A 25,565-nucleotide genomic window follows, 5' to 3' on the forward strand; every position below is an offset into this window, starting at 1 on the left:
TGGTCACGCGACCAGCTGCGGCACCTGCTCCGGGTAGTGGCACGCCGCACGGTGGTCGCGCTCCGCGCCGGCGCGCGGCGCCTTCTCGGGCACCTCGTCGCGGCACCGCGCCTGCTGCGCCTCGGGCAGCATCGCGTAGAGCGGGCAGCGCGAGCGGAACCGGCAGCCGGTCGGGCGCTCGGTCGGGCTGGGCGGGTCCCCCGGCAGCAGGATCGTCCGCCGTGCGCGCTCCACGACGGGATCCGGCACCGGGACCGCCGACATGAGCGCAGCCGTGTACGGGTGCATCGGGCGCTCGAAGACCTCGTCGACCGCGCCCTCCTCGACGGTGCGGCCCAGGTACATCACGCTCACCCGGTCCGCGACGTGCCGGATCACCGACAGGTCGTGCGACACGAACAGGTACGACAACCCGAGTCGTGCCTTGAGGTCGGCGAGCAGGTTGAGCACCCCGGCCTGGATCGACACGTCGAGCGCGGAGACCGGCTCGTCGAGCACGATGAGCTCCGGCTCGGTCGCGAGCGCCCGAGCGATCGAGATGCGCTGCCGCTGCCCGCCGGAGAACTCGTGCGGGTAGCGGTCGGCCTCGGCGGCACGGAGCCCCACGAGCCCGAGGAGCTCCGGCACCCGCTCGGCGATGCGGTCCGACGAGGCGCCGATGGCCCGGAGCGGTTCGGCGACGACGTCGTACACGGACATGCGCGGGTCGAGGCTCGCTGCGGGGTCCTGGAACACCATCGAGATGCGCTGCCGCAGCTGCTTCGACGCCGTGACCGGCTGTCCGAAGAGCTCGACCGTGCCGTGCTCGGGCCGCTCGAGGTCCATCAGCTGGTGCAGGGTCGTCGACTTGCCGGACCCCGACTCCCCGACCAGCCCGAGCGTCTCGCCCGTGCGGATGTCGAGGTCGACGCCGTCCACCGCGTAGACCTCGCCGACCTTGCGCTTGAACACCGACCCCTTGACGAGCGGGAACGTCTTCGTCAGCCCCTCGACCTGGACGACGGCGGGACGCTGCTCGCGGGCGGCGGGTGTGGTGACCGCGACGCCGGTGTCCGGGATCTCGGGCAGCCGGAAGATCGCGCCGGCGTCGGCGTGGGCCTCGGCGACCTCCTCGTACCGGTGGCAGGCGACCGCGTGCGGCACCGAGGTGTCGACCGGCCCTTCTCCGGGGACACCGGCCGCCACGTCGACCGCGGCGAGCGGCGGTTCCGACCCACGGCAGACGGCCGCGGCGAGCGGGCACCGGTCGGCGAACGGGCAGGCGTCCGGCAGCCCGATGAGCGACGGGGGCGACCCGGGGATCGGCACGAGCGGCTCGCCGCTCGACTCGTCGAGCCGCGGCAGCGCGCCGATGAGGCCGATCGTGTAGGGCATGCGTGGCCGGGCGAACAGCTCGTCCGCGCTCGCCGTCTCGACGATCCGGCCGGCGTACATCACGGCGATGCGGTCGGCGATGCCGGCGATCACCCCGAGGTCGTGGCTGACGAACACCAGGGCGGCACCGGTCTCGCGCTGCGCGGTGCGGAGCACGTCGATGATCTGGGCCTGGATCGTCACGTCCAGTGCCGTGGTCGGTTCGTCGGCCAGGATCACGTCCGGGTCGTTCGCCATGGCCATCGCGATCATCGCGCGCTGCCGCATGCCACCGGAGAACTCGTGCGGGAAGGCGTCCACGCGCTGCGCGGCCTGCGGGATGCCGACGAGCTCGAGCAGCTCGATCGCCCGGGCGCGTGCGTCCTGCTTCGAGGCACCCCGGTGCACGCGGACGGTCTCGGCGATCTGCTCACCGATCGTGTACACGGGCGTGAAGGCGGACAGCGGGTCCTGGAAGACCATGGCGACCTTGGCTCCGCGCAGCTTGCTCAGCTGCTTGTCGCTGCGGCCGAGGAGCTCCTGCCCCTCGAGCGCGATCGACCCCGTGACCTTCGTGGTCTCCGGCAGCAGTCCGAGGATCGCCATGCTCGTGACGGACTTGCCCGAACCGGACTCGCCGACGATGCCGAGGACCTCGCCCCGCCGGAGCTCGAGGTCGACCCCCCGAACGGCGTGCACGACGCCGCGCGGGGTCGGGAACCGGACGTCGAGGTCGCGGACACGGAGCAGCGGGTCGGTCGTGGTGGTCGTCGTGGTGGTGGTGCTCATGCGCCGGCCCCTGCCTGCGTGGTGATGGTCGCAGCGTCGACCGCGGCCTGGTTCTGGTCGCGCTTCCGACCGGTCCGCTTCTGCTTCTTGCCCGTCGCCGACGTCGGGTCGAGCGCGTCGCGCAGCCCGTCGCCGAGCAGGTTCGCCGCGATCGCGAAGACCACGAGCGCACCGGCCGCGAAGAAGAACAGCCACGGGCTGGTGAGCGCGGCGTCCTGGTTCTGCGCGATGAGCGTGCCGAGCGAGACGTCCGGTGGCTGGACGCCGAAGCCGAAGTAGCTCAGGCTCGTCTCCGCGAGCACCGCGGCCCCGACCTGGATGGTGCCGTCGATGATGAGGAACGAGGCCACGTTCGGCAGGATGTGCCGGAGGATGATCCGGAACGGGCCGATGCCCATGTACCGGGCGGCGCGCACGAACTCGCGCTCCTTCACCGAGAGCGTCATCGAGCGGACGACCCGGGCGGTGACCATCCAGCCGAAGGCCGCGATGAGGACCACGAGCACGATCCAGCCGGAGTCCTGGATGCGCGGGCTGATGATCGCGATGATGAGGAACGACGGCAGCACGAGCAGCATGTCGACGAAGAACATCACGATCCGGTCGACCCAGCCGCCGAAGTAGCCGGCAGCGGCACCCGTCAGCGCTGCGAGTGCGGTCGAGAACAGCGCGACCAGCAGACCGATGAGCAGGCTCTTCTGCATTGCGCGAGCGGTCTGCGCGAAGACGTCCTGCCCGATGCCGTTCGTGCCGAACCAGTGCGCGCCGCCCGGGGGCTGCGAGAACGCGGTGTAGTCGATCTGGGAGTAGCCGTAGGGGCTCACGAACGGCCCGATGAACGCGAAGGCGAAGAGCAGCACGATCACCACGAGGCCGATCCCGGCCCCACGGTTCATGAACACGCGGACTGCGGTCTGCACGAAGCGGTTGCGCTGCTTCCCGCCCGGCTTCGGGCTGCCGGGCAGCGGCGTGTCGGACCGGCCGACGGTCGTGCCGTCGACGGGTTCGATGCGGGTGTCGGTCATCTCAGCTCCTCCGCACACGCGGATCGAGGGCGGCGGTGAGGACGTCGGCGAGGAAGCCCGCGATGAGGACCACGACCGAGGCGAACAGCGTGTACGCGGTCACCGCGTTCACGTCGTTGTTCTGCACCGAGTCGATGAACCACGCGCCGAGGCCGTTCCAGCCGAAGATCTTCTCGGTGAAGGTCGCACCGGTGAGGATGCCGAGGAACCCGTAGGCGAAGAGCGTCGTCATCGGGATCAGCGCGGTCCGGAGCCCGTGCTTGAAGGTCGCCTGGCGCTTCGTCAGCCCCTTCGCCCGCGCGGTCCGCAGGAAGTCCGAGCCGAGCACGTCGAGCATCGTCGCCCGCTGGTACCGGCTGTAGATCGCGATGAGGCCGAGCGCGATGGAGATCGTCGGCAGGAGCAGGTGCACGCCCCGGTCGAGGAACAGGTCCCACGCGCTGCCGCTCAGCCCCGGGGTGGCCTCGCCGGTGAAGTTGATGAGCTGGGTCCCGGTGTCCTGGTTGAGCTTCGTCGCTCCGATCTTCAGGAACACGGCCGTCAGGAACACCGGTGTCGAGATGAGCACGATCGAGACGATCGCACTCACCCGGTCCGAGATCCGGTACTGCCGGATGGCGTTCCAGACACCGAGCAGCACCCCGAGGAGGATGCCGAGCAGGGACCCGACCACCAGCAGCCGCAGGCTCACCCCCAGGCGCGGCCAGAAGGCGTCGTTGACGCTGCGGTCCTGGATCGTCCGGCCGAGATCGCCCTGGACGGCGTCGCCGAGCCAGTGCCCGTAGCGCACGACGATCGGCGTCTTGTCGTTGACGCCGATGTCGTCGAGCTTCTTGTCGATGGTGGCCGCAGGTGGTGCCGGGTTGCGTTCTGCGTAGACGGATCGGGGGCTGAACGTCGCCGAGGCCAGGAAGTACGTCAGCGAGGTGGCGAGGAACACGAGCACGACGTAGTACACGAGTCGACGCGCCAGGAAGCGGGTCATGCGGAACACCATACGACCCGATTTGTTTCCGGGAGATCACATCCCGACACATCCCGCGTAACGGATTGGTGTTTGCAACAGAACGGGTCGACTGCCCCCGCGCGGGGGCCGTATGGTGATCCACAACTTCACGAGGGGAACACCATGAAGCACAGGAAAGTCCTGGCGTTGACGGCGGCACTCGCCGGCTTCGCTCTCGTCGCGACCGGCTGCTCGAGCGGATCCAACGGAGGATCCGGCGGCGGCTCGGACGACTCGGGCAAGAAGACCCTGCCCACCTCGGCCCAGATCAACGAGCAGCCGGTCTCGGACCTGCAGGACGGCGGCACGCTCCGTCTGCCGATCTCGCAGTGGATCACGCAGTGGAACTACAACCAGGTCGACGGCGCCCTGGTCGACGCCTCCACGATCGAACAGGCGACGATGCCGTTCATCTACGTGATCGACGGCAAGGGCGCACCGCAGCTCGACACTGACTACGTGTCGAAGGCCGAGGCGACGAGCGACGACCCGCTCACGATCGAGTACGAGATCAACCCGAAGGCGAAGTGGAACGACGGGTCCCCCATCACGTGGAAGGACTTCGAGAACGAGTGGAAGGCCCTGAACGGGTCGAACCCGGACTACCTGGTCGGGTCGACCACCGGGTACGAGGACATCGCGTCGGTGTCGAAGGGCGCGTCCGACCAGGACGTCAAGGTCGTCTTCGACAAGCCGTTCTCCGACTGGAAGTCGCTCTTCAGCCCGCTCTACCCGGCGAGCCAGACCGGCACCCCGGAGCAGTTCAACGAGGCGTACAAGGGCAAGGTGCCGCTGTCGTCCGGACCGTACAAGGTGTCGAAGCTCGACGAGACCGCCGGCACCGTGACGATCGTCCCCGACGAGAACTGGTGGGGTGACAAGCCGAAGCTCGACCAGGTCATCTTCCGGTCGCTCGACGGCAACGCGGACGTCGACGCCTACCTCAACAAGGAGATCGACTCGGTCCTGACGACGACGTCCGAGCGGTTCGACCGCGTCAAGGACGCCAAGGACTCGAAGGTCTACGCCTCGACCTCGGCGCAGTACACGCACGTCGACTTCTCGTCCAAGGGCATCCTCAAGGACAAGCAGCTCCGACTCGCGATCCAGCACGCGGTGAACCGTGAGGCGCTGGCGCAGGTCATCGGCGGCACGCTGCCGTACGAGCTCGGCACGCTCGACAACCACATCTTCCTGTCGACCGACGACGGCTACGAGGCGAACACCGACCCGAACGGCACCTTCGACGTCGAGAAGGCGAAGAAGATCCTGGACGACGACGGCTGGAAGACCGACGGTCAGTACCGCAAGAAGGACGGCAAGACGCTCTCGCTGTCCATCACGATCCCGTCGGGTGCGACCGCATCGCAGAAGCTCTCCGAGGTCATGCAGCAGCAGCTCAAGGACGTCGGCATCGAGCTGAAGCTCAAGTCCGTCGCGGTGGACGACTTCTTCGAGCAGTACGTCACGCCGGGCAACTACGACATGACGATCTTCGTCTGGGGCGGCACCGGCTTCCACTCGGGCGGCGCCTCGATCTACACCACCGGCGACACCGGCCAGAACTACGGCCGCATCGGCGACGACAAGATCGACGAACTCGTCGCGAAGGCCATCGCCGAGCCGGACACCGACAAGGCGAACGAGATCTGGAACCAGGTCGACAAGCAGGTCTGGGCGATCGGCCACTCGATGCCGATCACCGCGAAGCCGGCCCTCGTCGCGCAGAACCCGAAGCTCGCCAACTACGGCGCGTTCGCGGGCGCGCAGAACATCGACTGGACCAAGGTCGGGTTCACGAAGTAGCAGCACGACACCAGGACGGGCCCGGTCGCAGAACGCGACCGGGCCCGTTCCCTGTCCTACTGTGAGGGCATGAGCATCCCCGAGCCGGGCGAGACCGCGCCCGACTTCTCCCTGCCCGGCCTGGTCATCCGGAACGGCGCACGGACGGACGACGAGTACGCCCTGTCGGCGGTCATCGGACGCCCCCTCGTCCTCGCCTTCTACCCCGGCGACGCCACGCCCGTGTGCACGGCCCAGCTCTGCAGCTACCAGGAGGAGCTCGACGAGTTCACCGACCTCGGGGCCGTCGTCTGGGGTGTCAGCCCGCAGGCACTGGACTCGCACGAGGACTTCGCCCGCGGTGCGTCCCTCACCTTCCCGCTGCTGAGCGACACCGGCGGCGACGTCGCGCGGGCCTACGGCGTCCGTGCGCCGGGCATCGGCCTCCGCCGCTCGGTCTTCGTCATCGATGCCGACGGCATCGTCCGCTGGCGCCACGTCGGGCTCGTCGGCCTGCGCTTCCCGAAGGCCGACACCATCCGCGAGCAGGTCGAACGACTCGTCTGACCGCGCGGGACGGACCAGCGTTCCTGAAGATCGGGCACCGGGTGTTGACACCCGGGCGTGGCGGTGCCGACCATGGACGGACGAGGTCCGCAACGGACCCGCCTCTCCGGGGAACCGGGTCGTCCGGCGGTACGCGCAGGTGTGTCACACCCGCTCCCGGACGTCCCCGGGGAGGCGCTCTCGACCCCGCCCACTCCCCTACGATGGCCTGGATGAGCACCGTCGTCGCGCCCCGGATGCGCCTGTTCGCCGTCGTCCTGTGGGTCGTCGCGGTCGTGCTGGTGCCGCTCGCGCTCCTGACCGGCGGCAACCCGTTGCTCGTCCCCGTCCCGAGCATCTTCACCGCGTTCATCGCGTGGGCCGTGCTCTGGCGCCCGCGGTTCGAGCTCACGGAGGAGACGCTGACGATCGTCGACGTCCGCCGCACGAGCACCTACCCCTGGCGCCGCGTGCAGGAGGTCCGCACGAAGTACGGCATCGAGGTGGTCACGACCGAGGGCGTCCGCCGCACCTGGCTCGCGACGCGGCCGACCGCCGCGCTCGGGATCCGTCGGCCGGGCGACGGCGCGACGACGGCCGCCGACGTCCGGGAGGTCGCGGACGTCCTCCGCGCGCACGTGCCGGCGCCGGTCGTGCAGGACGGACCGCCGCCGGCGACCGTCGAGGCCGCGACCATCGTCCACCGCGTGCACGGGTGGACGGTCACGGCGATGATCGTGCTCGGTGTCGCCGCGTCGATGGCAGGCGCACAGCTCTAGACGAGCACGCAACGGCCCGGTGGCGCGTGGCGGGACCGCGTCGAGCCTCCGGATCATCCCGTCGGCGGACGGGAGGCGCGTGGCGGGACCGCGCAGAGCCTCCCGGCCATCCCGTCGGCGGACGGGAGGCGCGTGGCGGGACCGCGCAGGGCCTCCCGACCGCCCCGTGGTGCGTCAGACCGCCAGCGCGCCCGCGGAGACCAGCAGCAGGACCGCGACCGCCGCCCCGGTCACGACGGCGGGACGGTCCCACCCGCGGCGGACGTCGCTGTCGGGTGCCCCGGCCGCGCGGCGTGCGCGCCAGCGCTGGCGGATCGTCCGCAGCTCCTCCGGCTCCTGCGGCACGGACAGCTGCCCACGACGGACCGGACGCGACCCGCGGATCGACGGCCCGCCGCGGCAGGTGACGGAGCGCCCGTCGGCGGTCTGCACCACGATCTGCCAGCGCAGCCGGACGTCGGTGACGGCAGCCCACGGGACGCGGGTGGTGCGCATCGGGTTCACGACCGTGAGCGCGTCGTCGTCGAGCCGCACCGACGGCCGGACGGTGAGCAGCCAGAGCGCCCACACGATCGCGGCGACCGGGCCGACCGCGACCCAGACGACGTCCCAACTCCCCCGTACCGCGGCGTCGGCGAGCAGGAACACCCCCAGGACGACGACGAGGCCGGACGCCACCGCCCCTCCGCGACCTGCGCGGAGGACGACGGGACGTCCGGCCTCGGGGTGGTGCAGCGGGATCAGCGCCCGAACTCGAACCCGGCACCCGGGATCGCGGCGAGCAGGTCCTTCGTGTACTGCTCCTTCGGGTTCGCGAAGACCTCGTCGGTCGTCGCCTTCTCGACGATCTGCCCCTTCCGCATGACGCAGACGTTGTCCGCGACGAGGCGGACGACGGCGAGGTCGTGCGTGATGAAGAGGTACGTCAGGTCGAGCTCGGTCTGCAGCTCGGTGAGCAGGTCGAGGATCTGTCCCTGGACGAGCACGTCGAGTGCCGAGACCGCCTCGTCGAGCACGATGACCTCGGGCTTGAGCGCCAGCGCACGCGCGACCGCGATGCGCTGCCGCTGCCCGCCGGAGAGCTCGTTCGGGTAGCGGTTCACCATCGACTTCGGCAGCGCGACCTGGTCGAGCAGCTCGAGCACGCGGGCTCGGCGGCTCGCCTTGTCGCCCACCTTGTGCGTGGCAAGGGGCTCGGCGATCGTGTTCCCGACGTTGTACATCGGGTCCAGCGAGCCGTACGGGTCCTGGAAGACCGGCTGCACCCGGCGACGGAAGTCGAACAGGTCCTTGCCCTTGAGGGCGCCGATGTCGATGCCGTCGAACGTGACCGAACCACCGCTGATCGACTCGAGCTGCAGCACGAGCTTCGCGACGGTCGACTTGCCCGAGCCCGACTCGCCGACGAGCGCCGTGGTGGTGCCCTTCGGGATCGCGAACGAGACGTCGTCGACGGCCTTGAGCTCGCGGGACTGCAGGTTCTTCCCGCGGAGCTTGTAGACCTTCTGCAGGTTCTTCACCACGATGAGGTCCTGCGCCGGACGGTGCTCGCGCTCCTGGGCGCGGGCGATCAGCTCGTCGTCCTCGCTGCCCGCGTCGGCGATGTCGACCCGCGCGTGCTGCACCTTCGACTGGATGCGACGGCTCGCGAGCGAGGGCGCCGCGGCGACGAGGCGCTGCGTGTACGGGTGCTGCGGGTTGGCCAGGATCTCCTTGGACGGACCCGACTCGACGACCTGGCCCTTGTACATCACGACGAGCTTCTCGGCACGCTCGGCGGCGAGGCCGAGGTCGTGCGTGATGAACAGGACCGAGGTGCCGAAGTCACGGGTCAGCGTCTCGAGGTGATCGAGGATGATCCGCTGGACGGTGACGTCGAGCGCCGAGGTCGGCTCGTCGGCGATGAGCAGCTGCGGGCGGCTGGACAGACCGATGCCGATGAGCACCCGCTGGCGCATGCCGCCGGAGAACTCGTGCGGGAACTGCTTGAGCCGGGTGGCGGCGTCGCCGAGGCCGGCCTCCTGCAGCACCTCGACCGCGCGGGCGCGGATCGCGTGCTTGCCGGTGGCCATGCCGTTGGCCTTGATGGCCTCTTCCACCTGGAAGCCGATCGACCACAGCGGGTTGAGGTTCGACATCGGGTCCTGCGGGACGTAGCCGATCTCCTTCCCGCGGATGCCGGCCATCTCCTTGTCGGACAGCCCGACGAGCTCACGCCCGTTGAACTTGATCGATCCGCCGGTGACCTCGCCGGTGCCGGCGAGCAGCTTGATGATCGCCTGGGCGCTGGTCGACTTGCCCGAACCGGACTCGCCGACGATCGCCAGACGCTCGCCCTGCTCGAGGGTGAAGTCGACGCCGCGCACGGCCTGCACGAGACCGCTCTGCGTGCGGAACCCGACCTGCAGGCCGGAGACCTCGAGCAGCGGGGCGCCGGAACCGGCCGGACGACGGGTGGTGGGATCGGTGAGCGTCTCGGTCATCGACGGGCCCTCGCCTTCGGGTCGAGCGCGTCGCGGACCACGTCGCCGAGGAGCAGGAACGCGAGCACGGTGATGGACAGGGCGGCGGACGGCCAGAAGATCGTCGACGGGTTGGTGCGGATCGACGTCTGCGCGGTCCCGATGTCGAGGCCCCAGCTGAGCGCCGACGGGGGCAGCCCGATGCCGAGGAACGACAGGGTGGCCTCGGCGACGATGAACGACCCGAGCGACACCGTGGCGATGACGATGACCGGGGCGATCGCGTTCGGGATCACGTGGCGGACGAGCGTGGTGAAGCGGCTGACGCCGAGCGCCGCCGAGGCGGTGACGTAGTCGGACTGCTTCGCACTGAGCACCGCACCGCGCATGATGCGGGCGATCTGCGGCCACGCGAACGCGGCGAGCACGAGAGCCACCGTGATCGCGTTGCGGGCCGGGATGACCGACATGATCACGATCGCGCCGAGGATGGTCGGGATCGAGAAGAAGATGTCGCCGATGCGGGAGACGATCGTGTCGAGCCAGCCGCCGTAGAAGCCGGCGAGGGCACCGATGATGATGCCGACGAGCGACACCAGGATCGTGGCCACCAGGCCGACGATGACCGAGCTGCGTGCGCCCCAGATGACACGGGCGTACACGTCGTAGCCCTGGCGGTTGTACCCGAGCGGGTGACCCGGGCGGGCGCCCTCGTCACTGAAGTCGAGGTTCGCGGCGCGCGGGTCCACGTGCGTGAACAGGCCGGGGAAGACCGCGACGACCAGCACGAGCAGGATCAGGACCGAGGAGATCCAGAAGGTCGGGCGGACACGCATGGAGTCCCACGCGTCGGTCCAGGTCGAGCGCGTCTTCTCCGTCTCGTCGACCTGGTCGACGGCCTGGAGCGGCGTCTCCTCGATCGGCGCCACGTAGTGCGTCGCGGAGCGGGGTTCGGCGTTACTTGGCATAGCGGATCCTCGGGTCCAGGACGGCGTAGAGCAGGTCGACCAGGAGGTTGGCGAGCATGAAGATGATGACCATCACGGCGACGAACGACACGACCGTGGGGCCCTCGCCGAGCTTGACGGCGCGGAACACCGTGCCGCCGACACCGTTGATGTTGAAGATGCCCTCGGTCACGACCGCGCCGACCATCAGGTTGCCGATGTCGACACCGAGGTAGGTCACCACGGGGATGAGCGAGTTGCGGAAGATGTGCACCCCGACCACGCGACGACGGGGCAGGCCCTTCGCGGTGGCGGTCCGGACGAAGTCGGCGTTCATGTTCTCGGCGACGCTGGCGCGCGTGAGCCGCACGATGTACGCGAACGACACGGTCGCGAGCACGACGGCCGGGAGCACGAGCTCCGACCACGGTGCCTGACCCGACACGGTCACGCGGAACAGACCGAGCTGGATGCCGAAGACGTACTGCAGCAGGAAGCCGACGACGAAGGTCGGCACCGAGATGAGCAGCAGCGAGACGACGAGCGCGGAGGTGTCGAACCACTTGCCCTTCTTGAGACCCGCGATGACACCGACGACGATGCCCGCGACGGCCTCGAAGAGCAGGGACAGGAGCGCCAGACGCGCGGTGATCGGGAACGCCGACGCGAGCTGCTGCGACACCGGCAGGCCCGAGTAGGTCAGTCCGAGGTCGCCGCGGAAGACGCCACCGATCCACAGGAAGTACTGGACGAGGAACGGCTTGTCCAGGTTGTACTGCTGCCGGAGCTGCTCGATCACCTGCGGCGACGGCTGACGGTCGCCGAACAGCGCGGCGATCGGGTCGCCGGGCAGCGAGAAGACCATGAAGTAGATGAGGAACGTGGCCCCGAAGAAGACGGGGATGAGTTGCAGGAGGCGCTTGCCGAGGTACCAGAGCATCAGATCGCTCGGCCCTGCGCAGCGGCGCGCGTGTCGTTCAGGTTCATGTCGTGAGGGGTGGACGGCTCGCGGGTCGGCACGGGTGTCCGGTGCGGGCGGCGGCGCCCGCGGTGGTGGGGGTTGTGTTGCCGCCGAGGTACGGGGGCCCGGAGACCGTGTGGTCTCCGGACCCCCGTCCGGTGGCCGCGGAGCAGGATACCTGCTCGCGATGTGTCTCCGCGGTGCTCGACCGCGGTGACACCGGTGTTACTTGGTGACCTCGATGTCGTAGTACAGCGGCACGGAGTCCCAACCGAACTTGACGTTCTTCACGTTGTCGGCCGACCAGACGCCGGTCACGTTGGAGTACCACAGCGGGATCTCCGGCAGGTCCTGGAACAGGAGCTCCTGGGCCTGGTCGAAGTACTTGTTGCCCTCTTCGACGGTCGAGGCGGAACGGCCCTTGGCGAGCAGCTCGTTGTACTCGGCCGAGTCGTAGCGCGCGTAGTTGCTGGACGAGCCCTCACCCATGGTCGGGCCGAGGAAGTTGTACAGCGACGGGTAGTCGGCCTGCCAACCGGTGCGGCTACCGCCCGTGAGCTTGTCCTGCGTCTGGGCGTCGAGCGCCTCCTGGAACGTCGGGATCGCCTTGCCCTCGGCCTTGATGTCGAGCGTGTTCGAGATCGAGTTGGTGACCGCGGTCACCCATGCCTCGTGTCCGCCGTCGGCGTTGTAGGCGATGGTGAGCGTCTCGTCGTACGGCGACATCTCGTTGGCCTGCGCCCAGAGCTTCTTGGCCTCGGACGGGTTGTAGTCGAGGACGTCGGAGCCCTTGAGGTCACCGTTCCAGCCGGCGATGACCGGGGAGGTGAAGTCCTTGGCCGGGGTGCGGGTGCCGTCGAAGATCTTGTCGGTGATCTGCTTGCGGTTGACCGCCATCGACAGGGCCTCGCGACGGAGCTTGCCCTCCTCGCCCTTCCAGTGGTCGAGGTAGTAGGGCAGGTAGAAGCCCTGGAAGATCGCCGCGGCCTGGTTCGCGTTCGAGTCGGGGAAGTCCGACTTGTACGTCGCGAAGGCAGCGTCCGGGATGGCGTCGAGCACGTCGAGGTTGCCACCCTGCACGTCCGCGTAGGCGGTGTCCTGCGAGGTGTAGAACGTGATCGTCAGACCACCGTTCTTCGGCTTGCGCTTGCCGGCGTAGTCCTCGTTGGTGACGAGCTTGATCGACTGGTTGTGCGTCCACGCACCCTTGCCGTCGAGCTTGTACGGGCCGTTGCCGATCGGGTTCTCACCGAACGCCTTGGTGTCGTCGTAGAACGCCGAGGGGAGCGGCATGAAGGCCGAGTAGCCGAGCGACAGCGGGAAGTCCGACTGCGCCGACTTCAGCGTGACGGTGAACTCGTCGTCGCTCTTGACCTTGAGCCCGGTGAGCTCCGAGTCCTTGTCGGCGTCGTAGCCCTCGATGTTCTCGAAGAAGTAGCTCGCGCCCTGCGCGTTCGACTTCTGGGCAGCCCAGTTCCACGCCTTCGTGAACGACTCGGCCGTGACCTTCTCGCCGTTGGTGAAGGTGTAGCCCGTGTTGAGCGTGATGTCGTAGGTCTTGGAGTCATCGGTGTCGATGCTCTTCGCGACCTCGTTCACCGGCTTGCCGTCGGCGTCGTACGAGACGAGGCCCTCGAAGATCGACGTGATGATCTTGCCGCCACCGGTCTCGGTGGAGTTCGAGGGGATGAGCGGGTTCTGGGGCTCGGAGCCGTTCGTGGTGACGATCCCGGACGCGTTCGTCGAGCCCGAGTCACCGCCGTTGCCGCTTCCGTTGCTGGAGCAGCCGGTCAGGGCGATTGCTGTGGCCCCGAGCACGGCGAGGGCAGAGAGCCCAGCGCGCTTCTTGATCAAGGTTCCTCCTGGTGCATGGGACGCGCCAGGCACAGAGGTGCTGCCGGGCGCGTTTGTCCTTGCACTGTAGGCAGTGCTCGGACCGCCGACCAAACCCTGCGGCCATCGGTTACAAACCGGAAACCAAGTTGCAGGATCGTTGCGGGAGGATGCAAGATTCGGTCGCCCTGACGAGGCGCGAGCGGGTTTGTTGCTTCTGCAACGAAGTTGTTGCACGAGCGCACAGCGATGGGCTAGCCGAGCAGCCCTCGGACGGAGGTGGAGCGCTCCGACATCCCGCTGTCCGGAACCGTCGGCGCACACCCCCTGGCGCACGTGTGCCCTGCCCGGATCTCCGGACAGGGCACACGCTACGCGCTCAGGGGTGGGACCGTCGCCGTGTGACACGGGCGGCGGGCCCGATCAGGCGAACGCCTCGATCGGCGGGCACGCGCAGACCAGGTTCCGGTCGCCGTACGCCTGGTCGATCCGGCGGACCGGTGGCCAGTACTTCCGCGCACTGATCCCGGGGACGGGGTAGACGGCCTGCTCCCGCGTGTACGGGTGCGTCCACTCCCCCGAGATCGCGGACGCCGCGGTGTGCGGGGCGTGCACGAGCGGGTTGTCGTCCGCCGGCCACTCCCCCCGCTCGACGGCTGCCGCTTCGGCACGGATGGCCAGCATCGCGTCGACGAAGCGGTCGAGCTCGGCGAGGTCCTCGCTCTCGGTCGGTTCGACCATGAGCGTCCCGGCGACCGGGAACGACATCGTCGGGGCGTGGAAACCGTAGTCCACCAGGCGCTTCGCGACGTCGTCGACCGTGATGCCGGACGACTCGCGCAGGGGGCGCAGGTCGAGGATGCACTCGTGGGCGACGAGCCCCGACTCCCCCGTGTAGAGCACGGGGAACGCGTCACGGAGCCGCGCGGCGATGTAGTTCGCACCGAGGACCGCGGCCTCGGTCGCCCGGGTGAGGCCCTCGAGTCCCATCATCCGGACGTAGGTCCAGGTGATCGGCAGGATGCTCGGGCTGCCGTAGGGCGCTGCGGAGACCGGCCCACCGGCGTGGGCGAGTCGCCCGTCCGAGGTCGATCCGGGTCGCCGGTCCGGGTCCTGGGCGAAGGCGTGCGCCGGCAGGAAGGGCGCGAGGTGCGCCTTCGCCGCGACCGGGCCGACGCCGGGGCCGCCGCCGCCGTGCGGGATGCAGAACGTCTTGTGCAGGTTGAGGTGCGAGACGTCGCCGCCGAAGTCGCCGAACCGGGCGTGCCCGAGCAGTGCGTTGAGGTTCGCACCGTCGACGTACACCTGGCCACCGGCCTCGTGCACGGCGTCGCAGACGTCGCGGACGTCGTGCTCGTACACGCCGTGCGTCGAGGGGTAGGTGATCATCAGCGCGGCGAGGGTGTCGGCGTGCTGCGCGGTCTTGGCACGGAGGTCGGCGAGGTCGACGTTGCCGTCCTCGTCGCAGGCCACGACGACGACCTTCATGCCGGCGAGGACGGCGGACGCGGCGTTCGTGCCGTGGGCGCTCGACGGGATGAGGCACACCGTGCGGTCGACGTCACCGCGGGACCGGTGGTAGCCCCGGATCGCGAGCAGCCCCGCGAGCTCGCCCTGGCTGCCGGCGTTCGGCTGCAACGAGACCGTGTCGTACCCGGTGACCTCGGCCAGCCAGGTCTCCAGGTCGCCGATCATGTCGAGGTACCCCTCGACGTCCTCGCGCGGGGCGAACGGGTGCACGTTCGCGAACTCGGGCCAGGTGACCGCCGCCATCTCGGTCGCCGCGTTGAGCTTCATGGTGCAGCTGCCGAGCGGGATCATGCCGCGGTCGAGCGCGTAGTCCTTGTCGGCCAGGTGCTTGAGGTACCGCATCATGCGGGTCTCACTGCGGTGCGCGCTGAACACGGGGTGCGTCAGGTACTCGCTGCTGCGCAGCAGGTCGGACGGGAGGCCCGTGGCCGCGTCGCGCACGGCGCCCTCGGTCGACGGGACGGTCACGTCCACCGCCCCGAACACGTCGGCGAGCGCCGTCACGTCCTCGGGTGTGGTCGTCTCGTCCACCGACAGCTGGAGGGTGTCGGCGTCGATCAGGTGGAGCAGGCGGTCGGCGTCGCGCGCGGCGTCGACGATCGCTGCCGCGCGCCCGCGAGCCCGCAGGGTCAGGGTGTCGAACCAGTGCTCGTGCACGACCTCGAGCCCCGCCGCACGGGCGACGTCGGCGAGCGCCGAGGTCGTCCGGGCCACGCGGTCCGCGATGAAGCGCAGCCCCTCGGGGCCGTGGTAGACCGCGTACATCGAGGCCATCACGGCGAGCAGGACCTGCGCGGTGCAGATGTTGCTCGTGGCCTTCTCGCGACGGATGTGCTGCTCACGCGTCTGCAGGCTCAGCCGGTAGGCCATCTGTCCGTCGGCGTCGAAGGAGACGCCGACGAGCCGGCCGGGCAGCTGCCGCTCCAGACCGGCACGGACCGCGAGGTACCCGGCGTGCGGGCCGCCGAAGCCGAGCGGGACGCCGAAGCGCTGGCTCGTGCCCACGGCGACGTCGGCACCCAGGTCGCCCGGGCTCGCCAGGAGCGTCATCGCGAGCAGGTCGGCCGCGACCACGGCGATGCCGCCACCGGCGTGCACGCGCTCGATGGTCGTCGAGGGGTCGACCACGCGCCCGGAGGCACCGGGGTACTGCACGATCACGCCGAAGGCGCCGTCCAGGTCGTCGTCGCTGGGCCCGGTCGCCGCGTCGAACTCGCGCAGGGCGATCCCGACCGCGTCGGCACGGTGGTCGAGCAGCGCGCGGGTCTGCGGCAGCAGGTCGGCGTCCACCAGGAACGCGTCGCCCTTCACCTTCGACGCACGACGGGCCAGGAGCATGCCCTCGACCACGGCCGTGCCCTCGTCGAGCATCGACGCGCCGGCGGTGGCCATGCCGGTCAGGTCGGACACCATCGTCTGGAAGTTGATGAGCGCCTCGAGCCGGCCCTGCGAGATCTCCGGCTGGTAGGGCGTGTACGCCGTGTACCAGCTCGGGTTCTCGAGCACGTTCCGCTGGATCACCGCGGGCGTGTGGGTGCCGTGGTAGCCGAGGCCGATCATGGCGCGACGGACGGTGTTCCGCCCGGCCTTCGCGCGGAGCTCGGCGAGCGCCTCGGTCTCACCGACGGCCGCGGGGACGACCGTGTCGGTGGTGGGCGCGGCGTGGATCGACTCCGGGATCGCCGCGCGGACGAGGGCGTCGAGGGACGGCTGCCCGACCACGTCGAGCATGACCTGCTGGTCGGCGCTCGTCGTGCCGATGTGCCGGTCGGCGAAGGACGTCTGGAGGTTCTGCTGCGCGCCGGTCATGCGAGGGACGCCCGGTACGCGTCGTGGTCCATCAGGTCCTCGGGGAAGGAGGTGCCCTCGACCTTGAGCTTCACGAGCCAGCCGGCGCCGAACGGGTCCTGGTTGACGGTGTCGGGGGCGTCGACCACGGCGTCGTTGATCGCGACGACCTCGCCCTCGATCGGGGCGAAGAGCTCGCCGACGCTCTTGGTCGACTCGATCTCGCCCATCTGCTCGCCGGCGGTCGTGGTGGTACCGACGGCGGGGAGCTCGACGTAGACGACGTCCCCGAGCTGCTCGGCGGCGTGGTCGGTGATGCCGACGGTCACGGTGTCGCCCTCGACGAGGATCCACTCGTGGTCGGCGGTGTACTGCAGTGCGGTCTGGTCGGTCACGGGATCAGCCTCTCGGAGTGCGGCGGTAGAAGGGGAAGGGGGTGACGGTGCTGGGGATCGCGGTCCCGCGCACGTCGATGTGCAGGAGCTGTCCCTCGCCGGCCACGGTCGGATCGACGAAGGCCATGGCGACGGGGTGTCCCAACGTCGGCGAGAGCGCCCCGGACGTGACGGTGCCGACGACCTGCCCGTCGTGCACGACGTCGTACCCGGCGCGCGGCGCACGGCGTCCCTCGGTCACGAGGCCGACGAGCACACGGGCGCCGGGGGCGGGCACCACGCCAGCGTCGCCCACGAACGAGCCCGAGGTCGCGACGACACGACCGAGACCGGCCTGAGCGGGTCGCACCTCGGTCGACAGTTCGTGCCCGTAGAGCGGCATGCCGGCCTCGAGCCGCAGGGTGTCCCGCGCGGCGAGCCCGGCGGGCACGACACCGCGGTCGGCGCCGGTCTCGAGCAGGGCGTCCCAGATCGACGACGCGACGTCGGTGTCGCTGTAGATCTCGAAGCCGTCCTCGCCGGTGTAGCCGGTCCGGGCGACGAGGACCTCGGCGCCGTCGAACAGCGCGTGCAGCACGCGGTAGTACCGGAGTTCGTCGAGCGGGGTCTCCGGCTGCAGGCGGTCCGCCACGACCAGGGCGTCGAGCGTCCCTGCGGCGGCCGGACCCTGGATCGCCACGAGGGCGGTGGTGTCCGAGTCGTCGGTGACCTCGACGTCGTGGCCGCTCGAGCGCGCGACGAGCGCGTCGACCGCGACGGAGCGGTTCGCGGCGTTCGCCACGACGAGGAAGACGTCCTCGCCGGTGCGGTAGACCACGAGGTCGTCGAGGATCCCGCCGTCCTCGGCGAGGAGCAGCGAGTACTTCGCGCGACCGACCGGCATCGCGCCGAAGGACCCGGCGAGCGCGTGGTCGAGGAACGGCACGGCGTCGGGGCCGACGACGCCGACCTCTGCCATGTGCGACAGGTCGAAGACGCCCGCGGCCTGACGCACGGCGTGGTGCTCGGCGAGGTCGGACGAGTACCGCACGGGCATCCGGTACCCGGCGAAGTCGGTGAAGGTGGCGCCCGCAGCCTCGTGCGCGGACTCGAGTGGGGAGGAACGCATGACGGAGTTCTCCTGGCATCGGCAGGACCCGACGGCCGTCGTCGGGTGGGAACTCCCCCTCTGTCATGGGCCTGAGAGTTTCACCGCGGCCCGTGAGGTCCGGCGGCTTTCACCGTGGGCGAGACGCCGCGCGGGCCCGGCGGGGACGCGTGTCTGCTTTTCAGAGTGGCCTGTCCGCTGCGGTGTGGGACCTGAGAGATTGACGGGGAGGTTGCTCCTTCGGTGCCGTGCGCGTGCGCTCGGCTCTCCCGCGGCGGGTGTGCGGCCGGTGTTGAGTTGTGCAGGCCCGAGCATACCGACCCCGCGTTTCCGGCATGTGTCGTGGTCGCCCCTTCGACGTCTCGTAGAATGCGGGGATGGCAGGACAGCGATCGCGCCCCCGTGGGCAGCTCGAGCAGGCGGTCCTCGAGACCCTGCGCGCTGCGGCCGACCGCGGCGTCGTGGACGGGTGCACGGCACGGCAGGTGCTGGACGCCTTCCCGGAGCCGCGTCCGGCGCTCACCACGGTGCTGACCGTGCTCGACCGCCTGGGACGCAAGGGCCAGGTCGAGCGGCAGGAGCACGCCGAGGCCCCGCTGACCTTCCGCGCCGTGCACAGCCGTGAGCAGCAGACGGCATCGCTGATGTCGAACGCGCTGGCCGCCGCGTCGGACCGTGAGGCCGCGCTGCTCCAGTTCACCGGATCGCTCGCCTCGGACGACCTCGACGTCCTGCGCCGCGCCCTCGACGCCCGAGCCCGCTCCTGACCGGAACCGAGCAGTGGTCGTCGTCGGAGTCGCCCTCATCGCCCTCGCCCTCGTCGTCGTGGTGGTCGCCCCGCGCGTCCTGACCCGGTCCGCCTGGACGATCGACCACCCACGCACGGCGCTGGTCTCGTGGTCCGTCGCGGTCCTGCTCGGCGTGGTCGGCTTCGTCGTCGGGGTCGCCCTCGTCGTCGCGGCCGACCGACCACTCGACCCCTTCCGGCTCACCGAGTCCCCGACGCACGGCCTGAACCTCGGCGTCGCACTCCTCGGCGTGGCGGCGTTCGTCGTCGCGGTCCGGGTCCGTCCCGGTGCCGAGCACGAGGCCGTGCGGCAGGCCATGCGGTCGGGCACCGCTCCGCACCGACAGATCGACGGCACCACCGTCGCCCTGGTCGAGGCGGACCACGCGCTCGCCTGCGCGGTCCCCGGTCGGTCCGGCGGCGTGCTCGTGAGCACCGGGCTCGCCGACCTGCTGCGGACCGACGAACTGGAGGCCGTGGTCGCCCACGAGCGGGCCCACCTGACGCAGCGCCACGCCGTGGCCGTCGCGGTCGCCGAGTCCATCGAGCGTGCGGTCCCGTGGGTTCCCGGGGCGCGCGCCATGGCGCGCTCGACGCGCGTCCTCGTCGAGTTCGCCGCCGACGACGCGGCGGCCCGACGCGTCGGACGCGACGCCCTGCGCCGGGCGGTGCTCGTGGCGGACGGGACGAGCGCGCTCGGGGCGGTCCGTGCCTCCCGGCTGCGCTGAGCCCACCGGTCACGCCTGTCGGGGGCGAGGCATAGGGTGGCAGGCACCGTGAAGCCACTGACCGAACCAGACATCCGTTCGTCGTTCGTGAACGCCACCCCGGACGAGCTCGAGCAGCTCCCCATCCCGGGGTTGCACGAGATGCTGTGGGACGAGCGCGAGTTCCTCGGCTGGCGCGACCCGCAGGCCGCCCGACGCGGCTACATCGTGTCGTGGATCGACGATCGCCCGGTCGGCATCGTCGTCCGCTCCGCCGGCGGTTCGCTCCGCCCGGGCATCGCCGCGATGTGCTCGTTCTGCCACTCCCCGCAGCCGGCGACGCAGGTCCGCCTGTTCTCCGCCGCCCGCGCCGGTGAGTCCGGCCGGAACGGCAACACCATCGGGTCCTACATCTGCGAGGACCTCGGCTGCTCGATGCTCATCCGGACGGCCCCGCCGCACCTCAACCCGCCCGCGACGATCGCGATGCGCGGCGAGGCCCTGCTCGGGCGCGTGCGGAACTTCACCGAGGACGTGGCGAAGACCGCGTGAGCCGGTTCGCCACCGCGCGGTGGGCCGTCGTCGAGGAACAGGGCGACGGGCGCTGGCGCCTCAGCATCCGCGACGAGGCGGACGACGAGCTCGGCGCGCTCGGCCTCGGGGTCGAGGGGCCGTGGGACCCGGACGTCGAGCCGCACGTGGCGTTCGTCCTGGTGCAGCTCGGACTGACGCTCCGCGGTGCGCGGCCGTGGCACGAGGACGAACTCGGCGACCAGCGCGCACCGGTGCTGCCGCTCGGGTGAGCGACCGCTCCCGTGGTCGCGGCGGGCGGCGGGCGGCGGGCGGGGACCGAACCACGTACCCGACGTCGAACCAGCCACGCCGCCTGCTTCGACGTCGGGGACCTGGTTCGACGCTGCATTGCACCCCCGGCCCGGCGGCGGGGCACAGCTCAGGGCTCGGTGGCCGCGATGAAGTTGCGGAGGATCTCGCGCTCGTCGTCGACGCGGACCGCCCAGACCAGCTCGCTGCGGTGCGGGTCGTCCTGCAGCGGGAGCAGGACGACGGTGTCGGGTGCCGCGAGGGTCGCGCTCTCCGGGGCGATCGTCACACCGAGCCCCGCTCCGACCAGGTGGAGCACGGTCGCCCACGTCGTGGCCTCCTGCACGACCTCGGGTCGCCGTCCGTCGACGACCACGGGCGCGAGGTTGCGTTCGGTCGCGACCGCACCGGCGATCGCCGGGAAGAAGACGAACGGATCGTCGACCAGTTCGGTGCCGCGGATCGACGCCCGCTCCGCGAGCCGGTGCCCGTGCGGGACCGCCGCGACGAAGGGCTCGGAGCGGAACGGCAGGAACCGCACGGCGGGGTCCGGGTCGGGGTCGCGCAGGACCGCCAGGTCGAGCTCGCCGCGGACGGTGCGGGCGAGCAGCGTCGACGAGTAGCCCTCGGTGAGTTCGACGCGGACGAGCGGGTACCGCTGCCGGAAGGCCTGCACGCGCTCGATCGGACCGAGGGGCAACGCCGAGACGACGAACCCGACGTCCAGCCGTCCGGCCTCACCGCGTCCGACCCGCACGACCTCGTCCAGGTCGCGCGCTGCCTGGTCGAGCAGCGAGCGCGCACGGCCCTGCAGCACCCGACCGGCGGCGGTGAGCGCGACGCTGCGCGAGGTGCGGACGAACAGGTCCACCCCGAGGTCACGCTCGGTCCGTCGGATCTGCTGCGAGAGCGCGGGCTGGGCGATGCGCAGCCGTTCGGCAGCCCGCCCGAAGTGCAGCTCGTCGGCGACGGCGAGGAACGCCCGGAGCTGCCGCAGGTCGACATCCATGCACGCAGCTTATCGATGCGCGGGAACGAGTATTGGACGCGATCGGATCCCTGGTCGAGGATGGGACCGTGCCCGAGACGCCCACGCTGACCATCGCCGAGTTCGAGACCGCCGCCGACGCCACGGCGTTCCGCACCCTCAACGAGGCGTGGATCGAGCAGTACTTCACGCTCGAGGACGAGGACCGCGCTATCCTCGGCGATCCGATCGGCCGCATCATCGAACCCGGCGGTGCGGTGTTCGTCGCGCGGCTCGACCACGAGGTCATCGGCTGCATCGGGATCATGCCCGTGGGCGAGCGCGTGTTCGAACTCGTCAAGATGGCGGTCTCGCCGGTGCACCAGGGGCACGGCACCGGGCGGAAGCTCATCGCCGCAGCACTCGACCGCGCCCGGTCCCTCGGCGCGCAGCGGGTCGCGCTCGAGAGCAACAGTGCCCTGGCGAGCGCGGTGCACCTGTACGAGGCGTTCGGCTTCCGGCACCTCGGACACGACGAGATCGCGCCGAGCCCGTACGCCCGCGCGGACGTCCACATGGTGCTCGACCTGGTCTGACCCCGACCCGGTAGCGTCGCGATCGTGCACATCCGACCGCGCCGCGACGACGACCTGGAGCACCTGGTCCGGGTGCTCCAGCGCACACACGACGAGGACGGCTACCCGGCGCACTGGCCCGACGATCCGGTCGCGTGGCTGACCCCGCCCGGGCACCGCTCGGCGTGGACCGCGTGGCGGCTCTACGAGCGCCGCGGCTGGCGGTTGACCCACCGGTCTCCCGCGGACTGGGCGAAGCCGGACGGGACCGTCCCGACCATGCGGTGGTACGAGAAGCGCCTGCCGTGAGCCGGTACGCTCGCCGCATGGCGACGTACGAGGTGCAGGCCGTCCGTGAGCGCGGCGTGTGGCAGGTGTTCATCGAGGGGACCCCGATCACCGAGGTGCTCCGCTGGTCCTCCGTCGGTCCGGTCGCACGGGAGTTCCTCGCGATGGACCGCGACGACGACCTGCGCATCCGCGTCGTCGGCCGCAACCAGTACGTCGACGAGCTGTCCGACTGACGCCGTCGCGGCGCTCCTCCGCGAGCGTCCTCCCGCGGTGAGGCTCGAGCTGCGCGACGTCCCTCGCGCGCCCGGGCCCGGGACGGGTCGCTGGGCGCGAGACTCGTCCGAGCGCGACCGACCGCTCAGGCGACGTGCCAGACCAGCCCCTCCTGCGCGCTCGACGGGTAGGCCGCCGCGATGCGGTGCACGGCCTCGCGCAGGGTCTCCGGCGAGCACGCCAGGTTGAGCCGCGCGAACCCCCGCCCCTGGGCGCCGAAGCCGAGCCCGGAGTTCAGCGCCACGTACGCGTGCTCACGGAGCGGCACCGCCGGGTCGTCCCCGAGGCCGATCCCCCGGAAGTCGAGCCATGCCAGGTAGCCGGCCCGCGGCCGCGTGTAGACCACCCCGGGCAGGTGCTCGGCGAGCAGGGCCCCGAGCAGCCGCTCGTTCGCGACGATGCGGGCCACGACGTCGTCGAGCCAGTCCGTCGCCAGGGTGAACGCGGCGAGGTTCGCGTGCAGCCCGAGGATGCTCGTGCGGCAGGCGACCTCCTCCCACAGCGTGTCGAGGAGCGCCGCGGTCCGGTCGTCCCCCGCGACCATGACGGAGCACTTCACGCCGGCGAGGTTCCAGCCCTTGCTCGCGCTCGTCACGCAGACGCTGCGGGCGCCGTGCTGCTCGGCGACCATCGCGAACGGGGTGAAGTGGACCCCCGGGTGCGTGAGCGGCGCGTGGATCTCGTCGCTGACGACGAGCACGTCGTACCGCGCCGCCAGCTCGGCGAGCGCCTCGAGGTCGGCCCGGTCGTGCACGAGCCCCATCGGGTTGTGCGGGTTGCAGAGCAGGAACACCCGGACGCCGTCGGCGAAGGCGCGCTCGAGCCCGGCGAGGTCGAGCCGGTAGACGCCCCACTGCTCGGTCAGCGGGACCTCCTCGACCCGACATCGTGCTTCCTCGACGAGCTCGAAGAACGGCGGGTACACCGGCGGGGTGATCGCGACGCGTCCGCCCTCGGGGAGCGCGAGCCGGAGCGACTCGACGATCCCGACGCTGACGTCCGTCGCCAGGTGCACACGCTCCGGGTCGACCGCCCACCCCCACCGGTCGCGCGCGAACTGCGCGAACGCCGGCGCGAGCGGCCCGGGGCCGTCCAGGTACCCGAGGTCGGACTGCTGCACCCGCTCGACCAGTGCCTGCCGGATCGCCGGCGCCACGTCGTGGTCCATCTCGGCGACGAACAGGGGCAGCACGTCGGGCGCGTAGCGCGTCCACTTGATGCTCGTGCGGACCCCGCGGAGCGTGCCGACCGGGTCCTGTTCGTCGTCAGCCATGCGTCCCAGCATGCATCGACCGGGAGGCCCGGTGCGAGTCCGGCCGTCATCCCGCGTCGTCCAGCGGTCACCTCCCGTGCGTGCCGAGGCCCGCCCACGTAGGTTCGGCACCATGAGCACGAGCACCGCCGACAAGGCGACCACCCTCAAGCAGCTGCACGAAGCCCCCGAGATCCTGCGCGTCGTGAACGTGTGGGACGCGATCAGCGCGAAGGTCGTGAGCGACCTGCCGGAGACGAAGGCGATCGCGACCGCCGGGCACTCCATCGCCGCGAGCCACGGCTACGACGACGGCGGGATGCCGCTCGACGTGGCCCTCGCGGGCGCCGCGACCGTCGCCGCCGCGACGGACCTGCCCGTCACGGCGGACCTCGACGACGGGTACGCGGACCCGGCCGAGACGATCCGTCGCGCGATCGCCGCCGGGATCGTCGGCGCGAACGTCGAGGACCGCCTCCGTCCCTTCGACGAGGCCGTCGCCCGCGTCGCCGCGATCACCGCCGCAGCCGAGGCCGAGGGCGTCGCCTTCCAGCTCAATGCCCGCACCGACGCGATCGCCCGGGGTGGCGACCGCCCGATCGACGAGAGCATCGAGGACGCCATCGCCCGCGGGAAGGCGTTCCTCGACAACGGCGCCGCACTCGTCTTCGTGCCGGGTGCGATCCAGCGCGACGTGGTCGAACGACTCGTCGACGGGCTCGGTCGCGGCAAGCTCTCGGTGATCGGACTGCCGGGCGCCCTGCCGGCTGCCGAGTACGAGGCCCTCGGCGTCGCCCGCATCTCCTACGGTCCGCTGACGCAGCGCGTCGCGCTGCGCGCGCTCCGCGACCTGGCGACCGACCTGTACGGCGACGGCGTCGTGCCGGAGGACACCCCCGCTCTGAACTGACGGCCCACCGGACGGGAGGCGCGGTGCACGCTCGCACCGCGCCTCCCGTCCGTCTTGCTGGACGTTCCGGACGAAGCGACGTATAGTGTCTCATTGGTGCACTGCAGCGAACCCATCTGACTCGCGCACACCAGCACGTCTCGTACCGACCCGCCGGGTCGCATTCCACCGAGACCACCGCTCGATCCGAACGGACGAGCAGCACGTCGAGACACGACGTGCGCACCCGCAGCCGATGCGTCGTGCCGGACCACGGAGTCCGCCGACCAGAGCACGGCCGGGTGCCGAACGACCAGGAAGTACCGCACCACCATGACCAGCAACGACCGCATCACCATCTCCGGGACCGCACTCGCGGCCCCCACCGTCTCCCCCGACCGCATCGCCGAGTTCCCGGTCCGCGACGACCGCTCGCAGCGCGAGTACCTCGTCCGCATCGCGGCCGACGACCTGCGCCTGTTCGTCACGCGTGACGCACGCGTGGACATCGACGGCGAGGCCGGCTGGACCGTACCCGGCCGCTCCTGGCGGGGCGAGTCGAGCCGGACCATCCTGCTCGCGCGCCGCGTCGGCAAGGGCGAGCTCGCCCTGGCCGCCTAGGTCGGACCCGCCGGAACCGCTCACACGGTTCCCGGTCCACACACGACGAACGCCGCCGGCTCAGCGCCGGCGGCGTTCGTCGTCTGTGCCTTCGG

The 25,565-nt window shown here is 70.7% G+C and carries 25 protein-coding genes and 1 riboswitch; of the genes, 12 read left to right on the forward strand and 13 right to left on the reverse strand.

What is annotated here, in order from left to right; translation table 11 throughout:
* Positions 1-3: 3 nt before the first annotated feature.
* Genes JOD95_RS05205 through JOD95_RS05215 form a run of 3 tightly spaced genes read right to left on the reverse strand, consistent with a single transcriptional unit; the run spans position 4 to position 4,152 of the window.
* Positions 4-2,142, reverse strand: coding sequence for an ABC transporter ATP-binding protein (locus JOD95_RS05205; RefSeq protein WP_209683658.1), 2,139 nt, complete (start codon positions 2,140-2,142; stop codon positions 4-6).
* Entirely contained in the window at positions 2,139-3,167 is a 1,029-nt protein-coding gene (locus JOD95_RS05210; protein ID WP_081984699.1) for an ABC transporter permease, read from the reverse strand. The genes JOD95_RS05205 and JOD95_RS05210 overlap by 4 nt, the downstream gene beginning before the upstream one ends.
* Position 3,168: 1 nt before the next feature.
* Complete coding sequence (locus tag JOD95_RS05215) at positions 3,169-4,152, reverse strand: ABC transporter permease (protein ID WP_066657847.1); 984 nt, start codon at positions 4,150-4,152, stop codon at positions 3,169-3,171.
* A 144-nt stretch (positions 4,153-4,296) separates the two neighbouring features.
* Between JOD95_RS05215 and JOD95_RS05220 the strand changes: the two genes are divergently transcribed.
* The 3 genes from JOD95_RS05220 to JOD95_RS05230 all read left to right on the forward strand — a co-directional run bounded on the left by JOD95_RS05220 (position 4,297) and on the right by JOD95_RS05230 (position 7,283).
* Positions 4,297-5,979, forward strand: a complete 1,683-nt coding sequence (locus tag JOD95_RS05220) for an ABC transporter family substrate-binding protein (protein WP_209683661.1) — start codon at positions 4,297-4,299, stop codon at positions 5,977-5,979.
* Positions 5,980-6,048: 69 nt separating this feature from the next.
* Complete coding sequence (locus tag JOD95_RS05225; RefSeq protein WP_209683664.1) at positions 6,049-6,525, forward strand: peroxiredoxin; 477 nt, start codon at positions 6,049-6,051, stop codon at positions 6,523-6,525.
* A 212-nt stretch (positions 6,526-6,737) separates the two neighbouring features.
* Entirely contained in the window at positions 6,738-7,283 is a 546-nt protein-coding gene (locus tag JOD95_RS05230; RefSeq protein ID WP_158407732.1) for a PH domain-containing protein, read from the forward strand.
* A gap of 174 nt (positions 7,284-7,457) precedes the next feature.
* Here the strand turns inward: JOD95_RS05230 and JOD95_RS05235 are convergent, their stop codons facing one another.
* From JOD95_RS05235 to gcvT, 8 genes are all read right to left on the reverse strand, one after another.
* Positions 7,458-7,961, reverse strand: coding sequence for a PH domain-containing protein (locus JOD95_RS05235; protein ID WP_066652794.1), 504 nt, complete (start codon positions 7,959-7,961; stop codon positions 7,458-7,460).
* 62 nt (positions 7,962-8,023) lie between these two features.
* Positions 8,024-9,766, reverse strand: a complete 1,743-nt coding sequence (locus tag JOD95_RS05240; protein ID WP_066652791.1) for an ABC transporter ATP-binding protein — start codon at positions 9,764-9,766, stop codon at positions 8,024-8,026.
* On the reverse strand, positions 9,763-10,713 hold the full coding sequence (locus tag JOD95_RS05245) for an ABC transporter permease (RefSeq protein ID WP_066652788.1): 951 nt from the start codon (positions 10,711-10,713) through the stop codon (positions 9,763-9,765). Before JOD95_RS05245 ends, JOD95_RS05240 begins: the two co-directional genes overlap by 4 nt.
* Positions 10,703-11,632, reverse strand: coding sequence for an ABC transporter permease (locus JOD95_RS05250; RefSeq protein ID WP_066652773.1), 930 nt, complete (start codon positions 11,630-11,632; stop codon positions 10,703-10,705). Before JOD95_RS05250 ends, JOD95_RS05245 begins: the two co-directional genes overlap by 11 nt.
* Positions 11,633-11,878: 246 nt before the next feature.
* Positions 11,879-13,507, reverse strand: a complete 1,629-nt coding sequence (locus JOD95_RS05255; RefSeq protein WP_066652772.1) for an ABC transporter substrate-binding protein — start codon at positions 13,505-13,507, stop codon at positions 11,879-11,881.
* A 402-nt stretch (positions 13,508-13,909) separates the two neighbouring features.
* Complete coding sequence (gcvP, locus tag JOD95_RS05260; RefSeq protein WP_209683667.1) at positions 13,910-16,825, reverse strand: aminomethyl-transferring glycine dehydrogenase; 2,916 nt, start codon at positions 16,823-16,825, stop codon at positions 13,910-13,912.
* Complete coding sequence (gcvH, locus tag JOD95_RS05265; protein ID WP_066652768.1) at positions 16,822-17,199, reverse strand: glycine cleavage system protein GcvH; 378 nt, start codon at positions 17,197-17,199, stop codon at positions 16,822-16,824. Before gcvH ends, gcvP begins: the two co-directional genes overlap by 4 nt.
* Positions 17,200-17,203: 4 nt before the next feature.
* Positions 17,204-18,307 carry a glycine cleavage system aminomethyltransferase GcvT gene (gene gcvT / locus JOD95_RS05270; protein WP_209683670.1) on the reverse strand — a complete coding sequence of 368 codons (1,104 nt, stop codon included), beginning with the start codon at positions 18,305-18,307 and terminating at the stop codon, positions 17,204-17,206.
* A gap of 170 nt (positions 18,308-18,477) precedes the next feature.
* Positions 18,478-18,568, reverse strand: a riboswitch (glycine riboswitch).
* Positions 18,569-18,663: 95 nt separating this feature from the next.
* Here gcvT and JOD95_RS05275 point away from each other — a divergent pair.
* The 4 genes from JOD95_RS05275 to JOD95_RS05290 are packed head-to-tail and all read left to right on the forward strand — an operon-like array spanning position 18,664 to position 20,583.
* Entirely contained in the window at positions 18,664-19,053 is a 390-nt protein-coding gene (locus JOD95_RS05275; RefSeq protein WP_066652757.1) for a BlaI/MecI/CopY family transcriptional regulator, read from the forward strand.
* Positions 19,054-19,066: 13 nt separating this feature from the next.
* Complete coding sequence (locus tag JOD95_RS16235; protein WP_209683672.1) at positions 19,067-19,801, forward strand: M56 family metallopeptidase; 735 nt, start codon at positions 19,067-19,069, stop codon at positions 19,799-19,801.
* A gap of 48 nt (positions 19,802-19,849) precedes the next feature.
* On the forward strand, positions 19,850-20,332 hold the full coding sequence (locus JOD95_RS05285) for an FBP domain-containing protein (RefSeq protein ID WP_209683674.1): 483 nt from the start codon (positions 19,850-19,852) through the stop codon (positions 20,330-20,332).
* Positions 20,329-20,583 carry a hypothetical protein gene (locus JOD95_RS05290; RefSeq protein WP_209683676.1) on the forward strand — a complete coding sequence of 85 codons (255 nt, stop codon included), beginning with the start codon at positions 20,329-20,331 and terminating at the stop codon, positions 20,581-20,583. Before JOD95_RS05285 ends, JOD95_RS05290 begins: the two co-directional genes overlap by 4 nt.
* 149 nt (positions 20,584-20,732) lie before the next feature.
* On the opposite strand, the gene JOD95_RS05295 is transcribed toward JOD95_RS05290, so the two are convergent.
* Positions 20,733-21,611, reverse strand: coding sequence for a LysR substrate-binding domain-containing protein (locus JOD95_RS05295; protein ID WP_209683678.1), 879 nt, complete (start codon positions 21,609-21,611; stop codon positions 20,733-20,735).
* Between the two features lie 68 nt (positions 21,612-21,679).
* Between JOD95_RS05295 and JOD95_RS05300 the strand changes: the two genes are divergently transcribed.
* The 3 genes from JOD95_RS05300 to JOD95_RS05310 are packed head-to-tail and all read left to right on the forward strand — an operon-like array spanning position 21,680 to position 22,668.
* Positions 21,680-22,165 carry a GNAT family N-acetyltransferase gene (locus JOD95_RS05300; protein WP_209683681.1) on the forward strand — a complete coding sequence of 162 codons (486 nt, stop codon included), beginning with the start codon at positions 21,680-21,682 and terminating at the stop codon, positions 22,163-22,165.
* A gap of 24 nt (positions 22,166-22,189) precedes the next feature.
* Positions 22,190-22,453: a hypothetical protein gene (locus JOD95_RS05305; protein WP_209683684.1), complete on the forward strand. Its 264-nt coding sequence runs from the start codon at positions 22,190-22,192 to the stop codon at positions 22,451-22,453.
* Positions 22,454-22,470: 17 nt separating this feature from the next.
* Positions 22,471-22,668, forward strand: coding sequence for a hypothetical protein (locus JOD95_RS05310; RefSeq protein WP_209683687.1), 198 nt, complete (start codon positions 22,471-22,473; stop codon positions 22,666-22,668).
* A 125-nt stretch (positions 22,669-22,793) separates the two neighbouring features.
* Here the strand turns inward: JOD95_RS05310 and JOD95_RS05315 are convergent, their stop codons facing one another.
* Positions 22,794-23,981, reverse strand: a complete 1,188-nt coding sequence (locus JOD95_RS05315) for a MalY/PatB family protein (RefSeq protein ID WP_245171577.1) — start codon at positions 23,979-23,981, stop codon at positions 22,794-22,796.
* A 112-nt stretch (positions 23,982-24,093) separates the two neighbouring features.
* Between JOD95_RS05315 and JOD95_RS05320 the strand changes: the two genes are divergently transcribed.
* The gene (locus JOD95_RS05320; protein WP_066652738.1) at positions 24,094-24,870 is read left to right on the forward strand and encodes an isocitrate lyase/phosphoenolpyruvate mutase family protein; all 777 of its coding nucleotides are present in this window, start codon (positions 24,094-24,096) and stop codon (positions 24,868-24,870) included.
* 312 nt (positions 24,871-25,182) lie between these two features.
* Positions 25,183-25,470, forward strand: coding sequence for a hypothetical protein (locus JOD95_RS05325; protein ID WP_066652736.1), 288 nt, complete (start codon positions 25,183-25,185; stop codon positions 25,468-25,470).
* Positions 25,471-25,565 lie beyond the last annotated feature (95 nt).

Source organism: Curtobacterium sp. 1310, from assembly GCF_017834105.1.
In the GTDB taxonomy this organism is placed as follows: Bacteria; Actinomycetota; Actinomycetes; order Actinomycetales; family Microbacteriaceae; genus Curtobacterium.

Excerpts from the sequence above, each read along its gene's own strand:
- JOD95_RS05205 (WP_209683658.1), bottom strand. The coding sequence starts at position 2,142 with ATGAGCACCACCACCACGACGACCACCACGACCGACCCGCTGCTCCGT.
- JOD95_RS05210 (WP_081984699.1), bottom strand. The coding sequence starts at position 3,167 with ATGACCGACACCCGCATCGAACCCGTCGACGGCACGACCGTCGGCCGG.
- JOD95_RS05215 (WP_066657847.1), bottom strand. The coding sequence starts at position 4,152 with ATGACCCGCTTCCTGGCGCGTCGACTCGTGTACTACGTCGTGCTCGTG.
- JOD95_RS05220 (WP_209683661.1), top strand. The coding sequence starts at position 4,297 with ATGAAGCACAGGAAAGTCCTGGCGTTGACGGCGGCACTCGCCGGCTTC.
- JOD95_RS05225 (WP_209683664.1), top strand. The coding sequence starts at position 6,049 with ATGAGCATCCCCGAGCCGGGCGAGACCGCGCCCGACTTCTCCCTGCCC.
- JOD95_RS05230 (WP_158407732.1), top strand. The coding sequence starts at position 6,738 with ATGAGCACCGTCGTCGCGCCCCGGATGCGCCTGTTCGCCGTCGTCCTG.
- JOD95_RS05240 (WP_066652791.1), bottom strand. The coding sequence starts at position 9,766 with ATGACCGAGACGCTCACCGATCCCACCACCCGTCGTCCGGCCGGTTCC.
- JOD95_RS05245 (WP_066652788.1), bottom strand. The coding sequence starts at position 10,713 with ATGCCAAGTAACGCCGAACCCCGCTCCGCGACGCACTACGTGGCGCCG.
- JOD95_RS05250 (WP_066652773.1), bottom strand. The coding sequence starts at position 11,632 with ATGCTCTGGTACCTCGGCAAGCGCCTCCTGCAACTCATCCCCGTCTTC.
- gcvP (WP_209683667.1), bottom strand. The coding sequence starts at position 16,825 with ATGACCGGCGCGCAGCAGAACCTCCAGACGTCCTTCGCCGACCGGCAC.
- gcvT (WP_209683670.1), bottom strand. The coding sequence starts at position 18,307 with ATGCGTTCCTCCCCACTCGAGTCCGCGCACGAGGCTGCGGGCGCCACC.
- JOD95_RS05275 (WP_066652757.1), top strand. The coding sequence starts at position 18,664 with ATGGCAGGACAGCGATCGCGCCCCCGTGGGCAGCTCGAGCAGGCGGTC.
- JOD95_RS05295 (WP_209683678.1), bottom strand. The coding sequence starts at position 21,611 with ATGGATGTCGACCTGCGGCAGCTCCGGGCGTTCCTCGCCGTCGCCGAC.
- JOD95_RS05310 (WP_209683687.1), top strand. The coding sequence starts at position 22,471 with ATGGCGACGTACGAGGTGCAGGCCGTCCGTGAGCGCGGCGTGTGGCAG.
- JOD95_RS05315 (WP_245171577.1), bottom strand. The coding sequence starts at position 23,981 with ATGGCTGACGACGAACAGGACCCGGTCGGCACGCTCCGCGGGGTCCGC.
- JOD95_RS05320 (WP_066652738.1), top strand. The coding sequence starts at position 24,094 with ATGAGCACGAGCACCGCCGACAAGGCGACCACCCTCAAGCAGCTGCAC.
- JOD95_RS05325 (WP_066652736.1), top strand. The coding sequence starts at position 25,183 with ATGACCAGCAACGACCGCATCACCATCTCCGGGACCGCACTCGCGGCC.